The organism is Streptomyces sp. NPDC052064, from assembly GCF_055585925.1.
Window position 1 is genome coordinate 42,155 of record NZ_JBVJJE010000003.1, and the last position, 15,821, is coordinate 57,975.

15 protein-coding genes are annotated in these 15,821 nt (G+C 72.5%); 6 read left to right on the forward strand and 9 right to left on the reverse strand.

Annotation, left to right across the window (positions count from 1 at the left end):
* Nucleotides 1-2 precede the first annotated feature (2 nt).
* From ACZ6TU_RS08095 to ACZ6TU_RS08120, 6 genes are all read right to left on the reverse strand, one after another.
* Complete coding sequence (locus tag ACZ6TU_RS08095; RefSeq protein WP_469547429.1) at nucleotides 3-1,016, reverse strand: LLM class F420-dependent oxidoreductase; 1,014 nt, start codon at nucleotides 1,014-1,016, stop codon at nucleotides 3-5.
* A 106-nt stretch (nucleotides 1,017-1,122) separates the two neighbouring features.
* Nucleotides 1,123-1,947: a hypothetical protein gene (locus tag ACZ6TU_RS08100; protein WP_467680658.1), complete on the reverse strand. Its 825-nt coding sequence runs from the start codon at nucleotides 1,945-1,947 to the stop codon at nucleotides 1,123-1,125.
* A 158-nt stretch (nucleotides 1,948-2,105) separates the two neighbouring features.
* Nucleotides 2,106-3,050 carry an N-acetylmuramoyl-L-alanine amidase gene (locus tag ACZ6TU_RS08105; RefSeq protein ID WP_469547432.1) on the reverse strand — a complete coding sequence of 315 codons (945 nt, stop codon included), beginning with the start codon at nucleotides 3,048-3,050 and terminating at the stop codon, nucleotides 2,106-2,108.
* A 62-nt stretch (nucleotides 3,051-3,112) separates the two neighbouring features.
* A complete protein-coding gene (locus tag ACZ6TU_RS08110) occupies nucleotides 3,113-3,400 on the reverse strand; it encodes a hypothetical protein (protein WP_467680662.1) in 288 nt (95 codons plus the stop codon).
* Between the two features lie 107 nt (nucleotides 3,401-3,507).
* Nucleotides 3,508-4,158: a class I SAM-dependent methyltransferase gene (locus ACZ6TU_RS08115; protein ID WP_467680664.1), complete on the reverse strand. Its 651-nt coding sequence runs from the start codon at nucleotides 4,156-4,158 to the stop codon at nucleotides 3,508-3,510.
* A 90-nt stretch (nucleotides 4,159-4,248) separates the two neighbouring features.
* Entirely contained in the window at nucleotides 4,249-5,988 is a 1,740-nt protein-coding gene (locus tag ACZ6TU_RS08120; protein WP_469547434.1) for an MFS transporter, read from the reverse strand.
* A 193-nt stretch (nucleotides 5,989-6,181) separates the two neighbouring features.
* On the opposite strand from ACZ6TU_RS08120, the gene ACZ6TU_RS08125 reads away from it, so the two are divergent.
* Entirely contained in the window at nucleotides 6,182-7,609 is a 1,428-nt protein-coding gene (locus tag ACZ6TU_RS08125) for an MFS transporter (RefSeq protein WP_469547436.1), read from the forward strand.
* Between the two features lie 138 nt (nucleotides 7,610-7,747).
* Here ACZ6TU_RS08125 and ACZ6TU_RS08130 read toward each other — a convergent pair whose 3' ends face one another.
* Complete coding sequence (locus tag ACZ6TU_RS08130) at nucleotides 7,748-8,974, reverse strand: hypothetical protein (RefSeq protein WP_467680670.1); 1,227 nt, start codon at nucleotides 8,972-8,974, stop codon at nucleotides 7,748-7,750.
* A 440-nt stretch (nucleotides 8,975-9,414) separates the two neighbouring features.
* Between ACZ6TU_RS08130 and ACZ6TU_RS08135 the strand changes: the two genes are divergently transcribed.
* Genes ACZ6TU_RS08135 through ACZ6TU_RS08145 form a run of 3 tightly spaced genes read left to right on the forward strand, consistent with a single transcriptional unit; the run spans nucleotide 9,415 to nucleotide 12,351 of the window.
* On the forward strand, nucleotides 9,415-10,272 hold the full coding sequence (locus ACZ6TU_RS08135) for a MaoC/PaaZ C-terminal domain-containing protein (protein WP_469547439.1): 858 nt from the start codon (nucleotides 9,415-9,417) through the stop codon (nucleotides 10,270-10,272).
* Nucleotides 10,273-10,322: 50 nt separating this feature from the next.
* On the forward strand, nucleotides 10,323-11,399 hold the full coding sequence (locus ACZ6TU_RS08140; RefSeq protein WP_469547440.1) for a Zn-dependent alcohol dehydrogenase: 1,077 nt from the start codon (nucleotides 10,323-10,325) through the stop codon (nucleotides 11,397-11,399).
* Nucleotides 11,400-11,409: 10 nt separating this feature from the next.
* Complete coding sequence (locus ACZ6TU_RS08145) at nucleotides 11,410-12,351, forward strand: 3-oxoacyl-ACP reductase (protein ID WP_467680676.1); 942 nt, start codon at nucleotides 11,410-11,412, stop codon at nucleotides 12,349-12,351.
* A 68-nt stretch (nucleotides 12,352-12,419) separates the two neighbouring features.
* On the opposite strand, the gene ACZ6TU_RS08150 is transcribed toward ACZ6TU_RS08145, so the two are convergent.
* Together ACZ6TU_RS08150 and ACZ6TU_RS08155 are read right to left on the reverse strand one after the other, a co-directional pair.
* Nucleotides 12,420-12,587: a hypothetical protein gene (locus tag ACZ6TU_RS08150; protein WP_467680678.1), complete on the reverse strand. Its 168-nt coding sequence runs from the start codon at nucleotides 12,585-12,587 to the stop codon at nucleotides 12,420-12,422.
* A 97-nt stretch (nucleotides 12,588-12,684) separates the two neighbouring features.
* On the reverse strand, nucleotides 12,685-13,998 hold the full coding sequence (locus ACZ6TU_RS08155; RefSeq protein ID WP_467680680.1) for a hypothetical protein: 1,314 nt from the start codon (nucleotides 13,996-13,998) through the stop codon (nucleotides 12,685-12,687).
* A gap of 210 nt (nucleotides 13,999-14,208) precedes the next feature.
* Between ACZ6TU_RS08155 and ACZ6TU_RS08160 the strand changes: the two genes are divergently transcribed.
* Nucleotides 14,209-15,063 (forward strand): Nif3-like dinuclear metal center hexameric protein, encoded by an 855-nt coding sequence (locus ACZ6TU_RS08160; RefSeq protein ID WP_467680682.1) that lies wholly within the window; start codon nucleotides 14,209-14,211, stop codon nucleotides 15,061-15,063.
* Entirely contained in the window at nucleotides 15,060-15,803 is a 744-nt protein-coding gene (locus ACZ6TU_RS08165; protein ID WP_469547845.1) for a zinc ribbon domain-containing protein, read from the forward strand. The genes ACZ6TU_RS08160 and ACZ6TU_RS08165 overlap by 4 nt, the downstream gene beginning before the upstream one ends.
* The last annotated feature ends 18 nt before the right edge of the window (nucleotides 15,804-15,821 follow it).

Consider the following 15,821-nt stretch of genomic DNA (forward strand, 5'->3'; position numbering starts at 1 on the left):
GCTCACCGGGAGTTGAGCTCGGCGAGCACGCGCAGGGTGTGCGGGTCGGGGGCGAGCACGAGAAGGTCGGTCACCGGCCCTTTCCGCCACAACTCCAGTCGCTTCGCGATGCGTTCGCGCGGTCCGACCAGGGAGATCTCGTCGGCGAAGGCGTCGGGGACGGCGAGGACGGCCTCCTCCCGGCGGCCGGACAGGAACAACGCCTGGATGTGGTGGGCTTCCTCCTCGTACCCCATGCGGGCCATGAGGTCGGCGTGGAAGTTGCGGGCCGCGTGCCCCATGCCGCCGATGTAGAAGCCGAGCATGGCCTTGACGGGCAACAGGCCCTCGGCGACGTCGTCGCAGAGCCGGACCTGGGCCAGGGGCGCGACGAGGAAGTCCTCGGGGAGTTCGCGCAGGGCGGGGCCGTAGACCTCCGGCCGGGTCGGCGACCAGTACAGCGGCAGCCAGCCGTCGGCGATCCGGGTCGTCTGGGCGACGTTCTTCGGCCCTTCCGCGCCGAGCAGGATCGGCAGGTCCGGGCGGAGCGGGTGGGTGATCGGCTTGAGGGGTTTGCCCAAGCCGGTGGCATCCGGGCCCCGGTAGGGGTGGGAGTGGAAGCGGCCGGCCGACTCGACCGGGGCCTCGCGGCGCAGTACCTGCCGGACGACGTCGACGTACTCGCGGGTGGCGGTGAGCGGCGAGGAGGGGAACGGGCGGCCGTACCAGCCCTCGACGACCTGCGGGCCGGACAGTCCGAGGCCCAGCATCATGCGGCCGCCGGAGAGGTGGTCCAGGGTGAGGGCGTGCATGGCGGTCGTGGTCGGAGGGCGGGCCGCCATCTGCGCGACCGCCGTGCCCAGCCGGATGCGTGAGGTGTGCGCCGCGATCCAGGCGAGCGGCGTGAAGACGTCCGAGCCCCAGGACTCCGCCGTCCACACCGAGTCGTAGCCCAGGCGCTCGGCCTCCTGCGCGAGCGGCACGTGATCGGGAGAGGGGCCGCGGCCCCAGTAGCCGAGCGCGAGACCGAGCCGCATGACGCCTCCGGTTGTCCGTCGCCTGACGGTTCGTCAGTTCAGGCGGCGACTGTACGGCAACGGCCCCCCACCCGGAAGGGCGAGGGGCCGTACGTCGTTCAGGGGCTCAGCCGCGCTGGATGCCGGACGTGTCCTGGAGGACACCACGGCGGCCGTCCTGCGTCTGGGCGACCAGGGCCGCGCCGCGCTGCTCGACCGCCAGGTACCAGGTGCCCGGCGCGAGTTCGGCGATCGGCGTCGGTGAACCGTCCTCGGGGAACAGCGGCCGCGGCACCGGCACCGCGAACCAGAACGGCGAGAAGTCCCCGGCCGGGGGCTGCGGCGCCTGGGCCTGCTGGGGCTGGGGCTGACCGCCGTACGGCTGACCCGGCTGTCCCGGCCCGGGCTGTCCCGGCTGGGGCTGGCCGTAGCCACCCGGCTGCTGGGCGCCCGGGTAGCCGTAGCCGCCGGGGGGCTGGGCGCCGTAGGGCTGCGGGGCGGCGGGACGGGGGGCCGGGAGGAGGGCGCCCTTGAGGGCCGGGACGAGGGGCGTGGCGAGGGCGGCGGCGGCGAGCAGTAGAGCAGCGATGAGACCGAGGATGAGCCCGGAACCTGCGCTGACGTCGGCGCCGCCGAGGTTGTCGCTGAACGCGCCCAGCGGGTCGACGACGGTCCAGAACGAGGTCCAAGCGGCAAACAGCGTCAGCGCGACACCGAGCTGACCGAGATCGAGGCCGACGACCTTGCGTTCCGCCAGTGCACGGGCGAGGACAACCAGGACCGCACCGATGATGCCACCGACGTACATGCTCATCGCCAGGCCGAGGTTGTCCCAAGCGTTGGGGATGTCGCTGCCGGGGCCGTCGTATGTGTCGAGGAACGACGCGATGAACAGCAACACCGCTGCTCCGATCACCACGCCGTCGCCTCGAGTGAGGGAGCGGATATTCACTTCAGGTCCTTCGTAGGTCGTCTCATCGTCGGTAGAGGCGTCGCTGTCACCATGCCGCCGTCCGGACTCGGTGTGAAGCGCGGGGGTGGCCCCTCATCGTAAGGAGGACCCTATCGTCCGCCCGATCAGGGTGTCCGCCGGGATCTGCCGGTCCGGGACTACCCGCCCAGGAAACTCACGATTCCCTCAGAGATCCCTCGCGCCGCCTTCTGTCGCCAAGCGCCACTGGTCAGCAACGCCGCGTCCTTGCTATCGCGCATGTTGCCGCACTCGATGAACACCTTGGGAACCGTTGACAGATTGAGACCGCCCAGGTCCTTACGCGTGACGAGACCGCTGCCGTCGCCGATGTAGTTGGACGGCGCGCTGCCGGTGACGGCCACGAAGCGGCCCGCGACGCGCTCGCCGAGATCGCGGGAGGGGGCGACGATCGCGCGGGTGTCGGCGGCGCCCGCGTGGACCGCGCCGGGCAGGATGACGTGGAAGCCGCGGTTGCCGGCGCCCGAGCCGTCCGCGTGGACCGAGACCACGGCGTCGGCCTTCGCCTCGTTACCGATCCGGGCCCGCTCGTCCACGCACGGGCCGTACGGCCGGTCGCCGTCCTGCGTCAGCTTCACCGTGGCACCCTGCTCCTCGAGGAGCGTGCGCATCCGGTGCGCCACGTCCAGGGTGAACTTCGCTTCGGTGTAACCGTCATTGGTGGACGTGCCCGTGGTGTCGCACTCCTTCCAGTTCGTCCCGATGTTCACCTTGCGGTTGATCTCGGACGGGTGCTGGAAGTTCTCCGGGTTGTGCCCGGGGTCGATGACGACGACCTTCCCCTTGAGCGGGCCGGAGGCCGGGGCTGGTTCGGAGGCCGAGGATGCCGTCGGCGAGGCGCTCGGCTTCTTGCCGTCGTCGGGGGGCGCGCCCGACGCGGAGGGCGGGGAGGACCGCACGGTCGCCCGGCCCGAGCCGCCTCCGTCCCCCGAGCCGCCCGCCGTCTCGTACACGAGCCAGCCGAGCAGTGCCCCGGGCACCAGCGCAGCGAGCGCGACGGTCAGGGGGCCGCGGCGGGAGCGGCGGGGCTGGGGAGGTTCGAAGTCCGGGCCTACGTACGACACGTCTGCCACCCTAGCGGCCGTCACCGGGCGGTACGGGGCCGAGGACGGCCCAACGGGTGGCGCTACCCCTCGTTCCCGCCGGGGCCCCCGTGCCGTACCGCCTCCTTCACCCGCGCCTCGATCTCCTGGCGGGGCGTGTCCTCCTGCTTCGCGTACGCGGTCACCGCTGCCTGGACGTCGCGGGCGAGGTCGCGCCAGGCGCGCCAGGCGGTCTCCCAGGTGGTGGTCTGCCGGCCGCTCCATTTGGTCTGGGTGGGCGGACCGTACGCGTCCTGCACTTGCCGCACGCGGGCGTACGCCTCGTCCGCCGCGCGCTGCTTCTCCACGAGCTCTGCGAAGGTGTGTGCCACGCGCCCGGATCCTTGGGCAGCGGCGATCGCCCGCCGACTCGCCACGCCGCCCGTGGGCCGACCGGGAGGGGGCGGAGGGCGCGCAGTTCACCCGCCCAGCCGTTCTCCTAGATGCCCGGGCCGGTGCGCCGCAGGACCCGCAGGGAGTCCGTCGCCGCGACCTCGGTGAACGCGCCGGAGGCCAGGGCCCGGAGGTAGACGCGGTAGGGGGCCTGGCCGGTGAACTCGTCCTGCGGGTCGGGGAAGACGTCGTGGATGACGAGCAGGCCGCCCTCCGCCACGTGCGGGGCCCAGCCCTCGTAGTCGGCGGTGGCGTGCTCGTCGGTGTGGCCGCCGTCGATGAAGACGAAGCCGAGAGGGGTCTGCCAGATCGCCGCGATCTGCGGGGAGCGGCCGACCAGGGCCACCACGTGGTCCTCCAGGCCCGCCCGGTGCAGCGTGCGGCGGAACGTGGGCAGTGTGTCCATCAGGCCGAGCTCGGGGTCGACCGTCTCCGGGTCGTGGTACTCCCAGCCCGGCTGCTGCTCCTCGCTGCCGCGGTGGTGGTCGACGGTCAGCGCGGTGACCCCGGCCTCGCGGGCCGCGTCGGCGAGCAGGACCGTGGACCGGCCGCAGTACGTGCCGACCTCCAGGAGCGGCAGCCCGAGCCGTCCGGCCTCCACCGCCGCCGCGTACAGCGCCAGCCCCTCACCGGCGGGCATGAACCCCTTCGCCGCCTCGAACGCGGCCAGGATCTCGGGCTTCGGGGCCGCGGGCATGGGGTTCCTTCCGGTCGTACGACGGTCCGGGCGCCCATGGTGCCGTACCCACTGCCGGGGGGTGACAGGGGGTACGGGAGAACAGCGGGGTCAGGCGGAGACCGTCTGGCCCGGCAGCGGCAGGTCGAGGTCGACCGGCCGCTCGTCGCCCGCGTGGGTCGCGGACGAGGCGAGCGGGCCGTGGCCCGTGGCGCGGGCGGCCAGGACGTAGGCGCCCTGGGCGGGGACGGTGAGCGCGTAGCTGCCGTCCTCGGCGGAGAGAGTCGCGCCGGCCTGGCGGCCGCGGCGGTCGATCAGGGTGACCTTGGCGCGGGCGACCGGCGTGCCGTCGGCGGCCAGTACACGGCCGCGGAAGCTGCGCAGGACCCGCTCGGCGCGCTCCAGGTTGGCGTCCTCCTCGCTGCTTGCGCGCAACTGCGGCTTGTCCGACGGGCGACGGCCCGGCAGGAACAGCGCCAGGAGCAGGCCCACGGCTACCGCGCCCGTCGCGATCAGGAAGGAGACCCGGAAGCCGTGCATGGTCGGGATCTCGACGCCGCCGACGTTGTTCGCGGTGTTCGCCAGCACCATGCCGATCACGGCGCTCGACACCGACGTGCCGATGGAACGCATCAGGGTGTTGAGGCCGTTCGCGGCGCCCGTCTCCGAGGCCGGGACCGCGCCCACGATCAGCGCGGGCAGCGAGGAGTAGGCGAGGCCGATGCCCGCGCCGAGCAGGACCGAGATGACCAGGCTCTGCCAGGCGGCGCTCATCAGGCCGAGGCCGGCGCCGTATCCGATCGCGATGATCAGCAGGCCGAGGATCAGGGTGACCTTGGGGCCGTACTTCGCGGACAGCCGGGCGTAGACGGGGGCGGTGAACATCATCGTCAGGCCGAGCGGTGCGACGAGCAGACCCGCGACGACCATCGACTGGCCCAGGCCGTAGCCGGTGGACTTCGGCAGCTGGAGCAGCTGGGGCAGGACCAGGGAGACGACGTAGAAGGAGACGCCGACCATGATCGAGGCGAGGTTGGTGAAGAGGACGGCCGGGCGGGCCGTGGTGCGCAGGTCGACCAGCGGGGCCTTGACGCGCAGCTCCATCACGCCCCACAGGACCAGGACGACCGCGGCGGCGGCGAACAGGCCGAGCGTGGTGCCGGAGGACCAGCCCCAGTCGCTGCCCTTGGTGATCGGCAGCAGGAAGAGCACGAGCCCGGTGGACAGGCCGAGGGCGCCCGGCAGGTCGAAGGAGCCCTCCGCGCGCATCGGCGACTCGGGCACGACGAGCAGGGTGAGGGCGATGGCGAGGACACCGAGTCCGGCGGCGCCGTAGAACAGGGCGTGCCAGTCGGTGTGCTGGGCGACCAGGGCGGCGGCGGGCAGGGCGAGACCGCCTCCGACGCCAATGGAGGAGCTCATCAGGGCCATCGCCGAGCCGAGCCGTTCGCGGGGCAGCATGTCGCGCATCAGACCGATGCCGAGCGGGATGGCGCCCATCGCGAAGCCCTGGAGCGTACGGCCGGCGATCATGAGCAGCAGGTCGCTGGTGAACGCGCTGACCAGGGCGCCGACGACCATGACTGCCAGGCTCGTGATCAGCATGCGCCGCTTGCCGTAGAGGTCCCCGAGGCGGCCCATGATCGGAGTGGCCACCGCGCCCGAGAGGAGGGTCGAGGTCAGGACCCAGGTGGCGTCGCTGGGGGCGGTGTCCAGCAGTTGCGGCAGATCCTTGATGACCGGGACGAGCAGGGTCTGCATCACCGCGACAACGATGCCCGCGAAGGCGAGTACCGGGACCACGGCCCCGCTCGCTCTGCCGGCGGGACGTGCTGTCGTCGTCTGCGTCATTGAGAGGGGCCTCCAGCCCGGGAGTTCGGGAGTTGCGTGATTCCGTGGTGCGTGAACCTGTATGTGCAGGCAACTATTCCGTTGCTTTGGCACTCTAACGAAATCTTGACCTTCTCTTGGGGAAGGGGTCTGGGTCTGCCGTGCGGGCCCTAGGTCGAAATCCCGATGCCAGGAGCGTGGAGTGGTTGAGAGCATGACACCCATGGTCGAAGCCGCCGAAATGACCCGTACGCCTCGCCGTACCTCGCCTCCCACCTGGCTCGTGCTCACGCTCACATGTGCCGGGCAGTTCCTCGTCGTGCTGGACGTGTCCGTGGTCAACGTGGCGCTGCCGTCGATGCGGACCGGGCTCGGGCTGAGCGAACAGGGCTTGCAGTGGGTGGTGAACGCGTACTCCATCGCCTTCGCCGGGTTCATGCTGCTCGGCGGGCGGGCCGGCGACCTCTACGGCCGCAAGCGGATGTTCCTCGTCGGGCTCGGCCTGTTCACCCTGGCCTCGCTGGCGGGCGGACTGGCGCGGGACGACTGGCAGTTGCTGGTGGCGCGGGCCGTGCAGGGGCTGGGGGCGGCGGTACTGGCCCCCTCGACGCTGACGATCCTCACGGCATCGGTGCCGGAGGGCGCCGCCCGAGCCCGGGCCATCGGGACCTGGACCGCGGTCGGTGCCGGTGGCGGCGCGGCGGGCGGCCTGGTCGGCGGGCTGCTGGTCGAGACGCTGTCGTGGCGGTGGGTGCTGCTGATCAACGTGCCGGTGGGGGCGGTGGTGCTGTGCGGAGCCGCCTGGTTCCTCACCGAGGGCCGGGCCGGGGACGGGCGGCGGCTCGACCTGCCGGGTGCGCTGCTCGTGACGGGCGGGCTCGGCACGCTGGCCTACGGCATCTCCCAGACGGAGGCGGCGGGCTGGACGGCGAGGGCCACGCTGCTGCCGCTGCTCGCCGGGCTCGCGCTGATCGGGCTGTTCCTCACGGTCGAGGCCCGGACGGAGAGCCCGCTGATGCCGCTCGGGCTGCTCCGGCTGCGCTCGGTGTCCTCGGCGAACGTGGCGATGTTCCTGTGCGGCTCCGCGATGTTCTGCATGTGGTTCTTCATGACCCTGTACGCGCAGAACGTCCTGGGCTACACCCCCCTGGAGGCCGGACTCGCCCTGGTCCCGAGCTCCCTGGCCGTCATCCTCGGCTCCAAGCTCGCGCCCCGGCTGATGCGGGGGGTGGGGCCGCGGAACGTGGCGGCGCTGGGGACGCTGGTCGCGGTGGTGGGATTCGGCTGGCAGTCGACGATGACCTCCGAGGGCGCGTACGCGACGACGATCCTGGTCCCCGGAGTCCTGATGATGCTCGGCGCGGGCCTGGCGGCGACGCCGCTGGCCTCCCTGGCCACGTCCGGGGCGGCGCCCGAGGAGGCCGGGCTGGTGTCCGGGCTCGTCAACACCTCCCGCACGATGGGCGGTTCGCTGGGCCTGGCGGTCCTGTCCACCCTCGCCGCGGCCCGGTCGGCGGGGAGCGGGACGTTGAAGGCGCTGACGGAGGGCTATGCGCTGGCGTTCCGGGTGGGGGCCGGGGTGCTGGCGGTGGGGGTGCTGTTGATGTGGGTCTGGCTGCCGCGGACTCCACGGGAGTCCTAGGGGGACACCAGCGCGCGGCGCGTCGTCCGCAACAGGGGCGTGGAGGCCCCTGGGCGGCGGCGGCCCTGAGTTCTCACAGCCGAGATTTCCCACAGCCGACCGGGTCCTCTGCGAGCACCATGTGGATGGGGCTGTCGGTCACGGGCCGAGGGCAGGGCGGGGCGTGTCGAGCAACGAGGTCAGCGTCTCGGTGAACGCGGCCGCCGAATGGTCGGCGTGGTCGCGGATGCGTGTGGCCACGGCCTCGGCTCCGCCGCCCTCCATGAGGCGTACCAGCCGGTCGACGCGGCGCTCGTGGGCCTCCCTGCTGTCGGGGAGGGTGGACAGGTAGAAGTCCGTCGCGTCGTAAGCCATGTGGAAGACGTGTTTCTTCACATCGCTCAGCGTCAGGTAGTCGTCGTGGGTCTTGGGGGCCGGCTCGGGCGCACCGACGCACACCGCGGGGGTGCCGGCGCCCCAGGAGTTGACGGACAGGTGGTAGGTGTCCGTGATGACCAGGCGGTAGCGGGGGAGGACCCCCACCAGGTCGCCGATGGTGTGCCGGCCCGGGCGCGGCGCGATGTGGCCGACCGGAGCGGGAATGTCCCGGTCGAACCAGGGCAGCCATTCGAGCGGGGCGCCCAGGCGCTCGGACAGGTCCTGGCAGAAGGCGGGCAGCCACTCGGGGATCTGCGTACGGGCCCCGAGGAACACGCCGATCGCACCGCCGTCCGGGACCGCCCGGGACCATTCCGTCGTCGGGAGGTGGTCGAGGTCGCCCGGACGGGACAGCAGCGCCGCGTCCGAACCGAAGTAGTCGGTCGTACGGTCCCCGCGCAGGTGCGCGATCTTCGCGGCCGAGAGCGGGTCACGCACCCAGACGCGGCGGCTGCGCGTCACCAGGCGTGAGAACAGCGGGCCGTATTCCTTGTCCTCGTAGTCGGACTGCGAGTTGTGCAGGATCGTCCCGCCGTAGCTGAGGGTCCGCGCGAGGAGCTCGTCCGGCTGGTCCGCGAACAGCAGGGTGCGGTTCAGCAGGCTCCTGGCCGCCTCGCGGTCCGCGGCGAAACCGAAGTCGAGCAGGCGGTTCGTCGCGTCCTGCTCCAGGTAGTGCCGGGTGTGGAGGAAGTCGCCCCAGAAGACGACCGCGTCGTGGTCGCGGAGCGTGTCGAGATGCTCGGCCAGGGGGTGGAAGCGGAACGGGAAGCCGGTGCCCTGCGCGCACTCGCGCAGGGGCACGGTCTCCGGCGTGTGCAGGGTGTACCAGGTGGCGTCGATCTCGGGGGTCATACGCCGCCGCAGGGACTCGAAGGCCAAGTCGACGGTCAGCATGCCGGTGTTGCGGTACCCGATGTTCGGCGCGGTGATGACGGCGACGTGTGCCATGTGCTCCATTTCCCCTAGCCGTTGCCGGCGCCGTCCACGTGTACGTGTACGTGTGGCGCGGACCATCGGCCAACGTACACGCCGGCGTGGGTGGTACGGCGTCCCGCCCCCTGCTCGCCGGGGGCGGGCAGCCGACCTCCGGCCGCCGGGCCGGTCTGCCGGTTTCCGGACTCCGGTCGTGGGTCCGCCGGCCCCCCGACCAGCCCTTCGGCGTCGTGAGGCGAACGGTCGCACCCCGCCCTGGGCCTGTGGCCCCGCCCACGGGTCGCCCGTGTCCCGCCGTGACCTGACACGGCGTCAGGAGGCTTCACAAGTATGGGGGCCTGGGCTATACAGAGCGCAGGACTGGAACGCGTTCCAGTTCTGCCCCAGACGGCCTCGGCGCGGCCGACGGTGCGGACGGCCGTGCCGAGGTCTTTCCCACGGCGATCAGGAGCCCCATGCCCATCGACGCAGCCAAGGCGCTCGCCGCCGAACCGCGGACCGGCGAGCTCTCCTGGGACCACAAGGACGTGCAGCTCTACCACCTGGGCATCGGCGCGGGCGTCCCCGCCACCGATCCCGACGAGCTGCGCTACACCCTGGAGTCCCGGCTGCACGTCCTGCCGAGCTTCGCCACCGTCGCGGGCGCCGGATCACCCGGGGTGATCAGCGGCCTGTCCATGCCCGGCGTCGACGTCGACCTCGCCCGTGTGCTCCACGGCGGGCAGAGCCTCCGGATCCATCGCCCCATCCCGGCCCGGGGCCGCGCGACCGGCACCGGCCGGATCGCCGCCGTGTACGACAAGGGCAAGGCGGCCGTCCTCGTCATGCGCACCGAAGTGGCCGACGACGACGGGCCGTTGTGGACCAACGACGCGCAGATCTACGTACGGGGAGAGGGCGGCTGGGGCGGCGACCGGGGACCGTCCACGCGGCTCGATCCGCCCGCCGGTGAGCCGGACCGGGTCGTCGAGCGGCACGTCCGCGAGGACCAGGCCCTTCTCTACCGGCTGTCCGGGGACTGGAACCCGCTGCACGCCGACCCCGATTTCGCCAAGCGCGCCGGGTTCGACCGGCCCATCCTGCACGGGCTGTGCACCTACGGCATGACCCTCAAGGCGGTCGTCGGCACGCTGCTCGACGGGGACGTGACCCGGGTGCGCTCGTACGTCACCCGGTTCGCCGGGGTCGTCTACCCGGGCGAGACGCTGCGCATCCGCATGTGGTGCCTGGACGGCGAGGTCCGGATCGCCGTGAGCGCTGTCGAGCGCGACGACGCGCCCGTGCTCGCCGACACCATCGTTCAGCACTCGTGAGCCAGTTGAGCCTTCCGACAGCCTGAGGGCCTTCCGAGGGGAGCCGCACCATGCGCGCAGCCGTACTGCACGAGATCGGCCAGGACAAGCTGGAGGTCCTCGACGACGTCGAGGCGGTGGGGTTCGGACCCGGCAAGGTGCGGATCCGGGTGCGCGCCACGGGGCTGTGCCACTCGGACCTGTCCGCGATGAGCGGGGTGCTGCCGCAGCCCGGGCCGTTCGTGCCCGGGCACGAGGGGGCGGGCGAGGTCCTCGAAGCCGGCGAAGGCGTCGGCCACTTGACGGCCGGTGACCGGGTCGTCGTGTGCTGGCTGCCCGCCTGCGGCGCCTGTCCCGCCTGCAAGCGCGGACAGACCGAGCTGTGCCTCGCCGGGTTCATGAACGCGGGCACCCCCAACTTCAGGCGGCCCGCCGGGGACATCTTCGGCATGGCCGGCACCGGCACCTTCACCGAGGAGGTCGTCGTCGACGCCGGGTGCGCGGTCCCGATACCCGACGACGTGCCCTTCGACATCGCCGCCCTCATCGGCTGCGGGGTGACGACCGGGCTGGGCGCCGCGCTCAACACGGCGGACGTGGAGGCCGGTTCATCGGTGGCGGTCATCGGGTGCGGGGGCGTGGGCATCTCCGTGATCCAGGGGGCCCGGCTGCGCGGGGCCGCCGAGATCGTCGCCGTCGATCCGGTCGTCTCCCGGCGTGAGGCCGCCCTGCGGTTCGGGGCCACGAAGGCCGTCTCGCCCGACGAGCTCCCCGACGCCAAGCAGCAGGTCACCGCCGGCGAGGGCTTCGACTACGTCTTCGAGGTCGTCGGCAAGTCCGCCACGGCACGGACCGCCTACGACACCACCCGGCGCGGTGGCACCCTCGTCGTGGTCGGCGCGGGCGCCATGGACGACTTCCTCCAGCTGAACATGTTCGAGCTGTTCTTCGACGAGAAGCGGATCCTGCCGTCCATGTACGGCGGCGGCGACATCCTGCGCTCCTACGAACGCACCATCGCCCTGTGGCGCGCCGGCCGCGTCGACCTGGCGGGCCTGATCACCCACCGGGTCCCCCTCGCCGACATCAACGAGGCCCTGGACCAGATGCGGACCGGGACCGCCCTGCGTACGTGCATCGAGATGTGAGGACACCGCCATGCCGCTGCCGCTCCAGGGACTGTCCGCGATCGTCACGGGCGCGGGCCGCGGGCTCGGCCGGGCCGAGGCGCTGGAACTCGCCCGGCTCGGCGCCGCCGTGGTCGTCAACGACTACGGGCAGCCCGGGCGGGACGGCACCGGCGAGGCCTGCGCCGGGCCCGCCGAGGAGGTCGCCGCCGAGATCCGCGCGGCGGGCGGAGCCGCGCTCGCGCACACCGGCGACGTCTCCGACTTCCGGCAGGCGCGCGAACTGGTCGAGTCGGCCGTCGCCGAGTTCGGGAAGCTCGACATCCTGGTCAACAACGCGGGCATCCTGCGCGACCGCATGGTGTTCTCGATGGCCGAGGAGGAGTGGGACGCCGTGCTCCGCGTGCACCTCAAGGGGCACTTCAACACCATCCGGTTCGCCGCCGCCCACTGGCGGGAGCGGTCCAAACGGGCCGGGGAGCCGGTGTTCGGGCGGATCGTGAACACCTCCTCCGAGGCGTTCCTCACCGGTTCCGCCGGGCAGCCCAACTACGCCGCCGCCAAGGGCGGGATCGTCGGCCTGACCACCTCCACGGCCCTCGCCCTCGGCAAGTACGGCGTCACGGCCAACGTGATCTGTCCGCGTGCCCGCACCCGGATGACCGAGGACGTCTTCGCGGGCGTCGAACAGCCCTCCGGTGACGGCCTCGACCCGCTCGCCCCCGAGCATGTCGCCCCGCTCGTCGGCTATCTGGCCTCGCCCGCCGCCGCCCATGTGAACGGGCAGCTCCTCGTGGTGCACGGCGGCATGGTGGCCGTCGTCGAACGGCCGCGCGTCGCCGCCCGATTCGACAGCAAGCAGCACACATTTACGTACGACGAACTGGAGGCCGTCCTCGGGCCGTACTACGCGGACCGGCCGGCGGGCGAGACGTTCGCGGCGGTGGAGGTGCTGGGGTTGAAGCGCGGCTGAAGAACGGGAAACAGCCCCACCCGTCACATGGGGGTGGGGCCGTTCGCCGTCCGGTCACTGACGTACCGTCAGGCCGCCGTCTCGGTCTGCTCGGTCTCCGTCACCGGCTTGCGGTGGCGGCCGCGAGGAGCCGTCTCGCCGTCCTGCGTGGAGATCTCGCCACGGTGCCGGCCGTGGCCGGCGGCGATCTCCTGGACGTCTGCATTGCGCGGCTGGTTCGTGCTGGCGTCGCTCATCGGATGGAATTCACCCCGTCAACATGATCTTTCTTACAGCCGGGCGAGTTTAACCGGCACCCCACACCCCGGATCCAGGCGGTCACACCAACCGGCACTAGTTCGTTACAAGCCGTCCCAATGGCGCCTCTTGCAGCGGGACCGGGCGTGGGGTGGAGGGGGCCGGAGGTGGAGCGGGGTCGGCTGGTGAGGCGGGTTGCGGGGGGTTTCCGGGGTGTTCCGGAGCCGGGGGGTGTCCCGCCGCGGTGGGTGCGGGTTCCGTGAGGTGCTCCGGTGCGGGGGGCGCCGGTTCCGGGGGATGTCCCGTTGCCGGGGTCGCGCCGACGGCTCGCGCGTCCGGCTCCGGCCCCGGGCGCGGCGCCATGGCGCCGGGCTCGGGCGCTACGGCCGCGGGCGGGCTCACCTGAGCCACGCCGCACGGCACGGCCTCCGTCGCGTACGGCAGACGCAGCACCCCGTCCGGCGTCCACAGACCGGCGCCCGCCAGCCACCCCTCGGGCGCCGGGAGATGGTGCACCCGCCGTTCGGCCGGCCGCCACACGCCGACCCACCTGCCGCGCGGCCCGTCGACACGCAGCGCCACCGCGCAGCTCTCCGGCGTCAGAATCTGCCCCGGCTGGATCGCGAACGGCGTGACGGTGCAGTCCCGCAGCCGCAGGCACTCCGGGAAGCGCACCGGCAGTGTGCTGCCCAGGACACCCCAGCCCAGCCGGTCCTGCCCCGGCGAGGGCGCGTCCGAGCGGATGAGCAGCAGGCCGCTGTCGTGGTCGGCCAGCAGCAGCCGGTCATCGCTGTCGGCGGAGATCTGGAGCAGCGGCGACATCTCCCCGCCGCGCTCCAGGTCCACCACGACTGCCTTGGTGGGCCCGCCGGTCTCCCGGTCCAGGGCGAGCAGCCGCCCCGTACGGTCCAGCCAGACCCCACCCGAGCAGCGGCCGGGCAGCTCGGCCAGCGGCTCGGGCCCGAAGGCGCCGCCCGCCACCAGCCACACCGTCGTCGAACGCGGGCCGACGGCCAGGGCGTACGCCCGCTTGCCGCCGGGGGCGGGCGGCAGCAGCCGCAGCCGGGCGGTGCCGTCCGGGCACTCGATCACGCCCAGAGGCAGCTCGCCGGTGCCGGGCCCGGTCGGGTACAGCAGCGAGAAGGCGTGCCGCCCGGCCACCAGACGGTGGATGAGGACCCGCCCGTCGCCCAACGGCTGCACCTCGGTGCCGGGCTCCTCGGGCTGGTTGCGGGGCAGGGGCACCGCGTACGGCTCGGGGCCGTCCAGGGTCCAGCGCTCCGGGAACCAGGAGTCGCCGGCCGACGCGAGGCGCGCGGCGTAGGCGCCGTCCGCGGTGAGTGTGCATCCTGCCGGCGCGGCCGCGTCGTCCTCGTGTCCCGCCGAAGGCTCGATCGCACACGCTGTCATCGTTCGGTCACCTCCAGTGACGAACGTAGTTTCGTGCGCGCGGGCGGGGAATCCGCAGGCTCCCGACTTCACACATAAGGGTGTTCCAGGAACGATTCGCCTGAGGATGTGGGGGCTTCTGTGCTCGGCGGGGCGACAACCGGCCGACGGGGCATGGGGCGGCGGCGGTGGCGGTTCGACGTCACAGATCAGCCGGGTAGCCTTGCACCCGTGCCCCGTCTGTCTGAAGTCATCGCCGCGCTGGAGAACCTGTGGCCCGCCGAGCGGGCCGAGTCCTGGGACGCGGTCGGCACCGTCGTGGGCGACCCGGACCAGGAGGTCACGCGCGTCCTGTTCGCCGTCGACCCGGTCCAGGAGATCGTCGACGAGGCGCTGAAGCTGGGCGCCGACCTGCTCGTCACCCACCACCCGCTCTATCTGCGCGGCACGACGACGGTCGCGGCGACGCACTTCAAGGGTCGTGTCGTCCACACCCTCATCAAGAACGACATCGCGCTGCACGTCGCCCACACCAACGCCGACACCGCCGACCCCGGCGTCTCCGACGCTCTCGCGGCCGCCCTGGACCTGCGGGTCACCGGGCCGCTCGTGCCGGACCCCACCGACCCCGAGGGCCGCCGGGGACTGGGTCGCGTCTGCGCCCTCGACCACCCGCTGACCGTCCGCGAGTTCGCCGCCCGTGCCGCCGAGCGACTGCCCGCCACCGCGCAGGGCATCCGGGTCGCCGGCGACCCCGAGGCGGTGCTGCGTACCGTCGCCGTCAGCGGCGGCTCCGGCGACAGCCTCTTCGACCAGGTGCGCGCGGCGGGCGTCGACGCCTTCCTCACGGCGGACCTGCGCCACCACCCCGTCTCCGAGGCCCGCGCCCACAGCCCCCTCGCGCTGCTCGACGCGGCGCACTGGGCCACCGAGTGGCCCTGGTGCGAGCTGGCCGCGAGCCAGCTCGACGAGATCTCCGACCGCCACGGATGGGACCTGCGCGTCCACGTCTCGAAGACGGTCACCGACCCCTGGACCGCCCACGCGGCCTCTGCCACTTCTGACCCCCTGGGAGCCCCGAACTGAACGCCGCGCCCGCCGACCAGATCCGACTCCTCGACGTCCAGGACCTCGACGTCCGCCTCCAGCAGCTCGCCCACCGGCGGAGGTCGCTGCCCGAGCACGCCGAGATCGAGTCGCTCACCAAGGACCAGACCCAGCTGCGCGACCTGCTCGTGGCCGCGCAGACCGAGGAGAGCGACACCGCCCGCGAACAGACCAAGGCCGAGCAGGACGTGGACCAGGTGCGCCAGCGTTCCGCCCGCGACCAGCAGCGCCTGGACTCCGGCGCCGTCACCTCCCCCAAGGACCTGGAGAACCTCCAGCGCGAGATCGCCTCGCTCGCCAAGCGGCAGGGTGATCTGGAGGACGTGGTGCTGGAGGTCATGGAGCGCCGGGAGTCCGCGCAGCAGCGGGTGGCCGAGCTGACCGAGCGGGTCGGATCCGTCCAGTCGAAGATCGACAACGCGACCGCACGCCGCGACGCCGCGTTCGAGGAGATCGACGCCGAGGTCGCCACGGTCACCAAGGAGCGCGAGGTCATCGCCGGTTCGATCCCCGCCGACCTGCTCAAGCTCTACGAGAAGCTGCGCGAGCAGCAGGGCGGCGTCGGCGCGGCGAAGCTGTACGCGCGCAGCTGCCAGGGGTGCCGGCAGGAGCTCGCCATCACCGAGCTGAGCGAGATCCGCAACGCGGCGCCCGACACGGTGATCCGCTGCGAGAACTGCCGCCGCATCCTGGTGCGCACGTCCGAGTCCGGTCTCTAGGTCGCTGGGAGCCGTTCC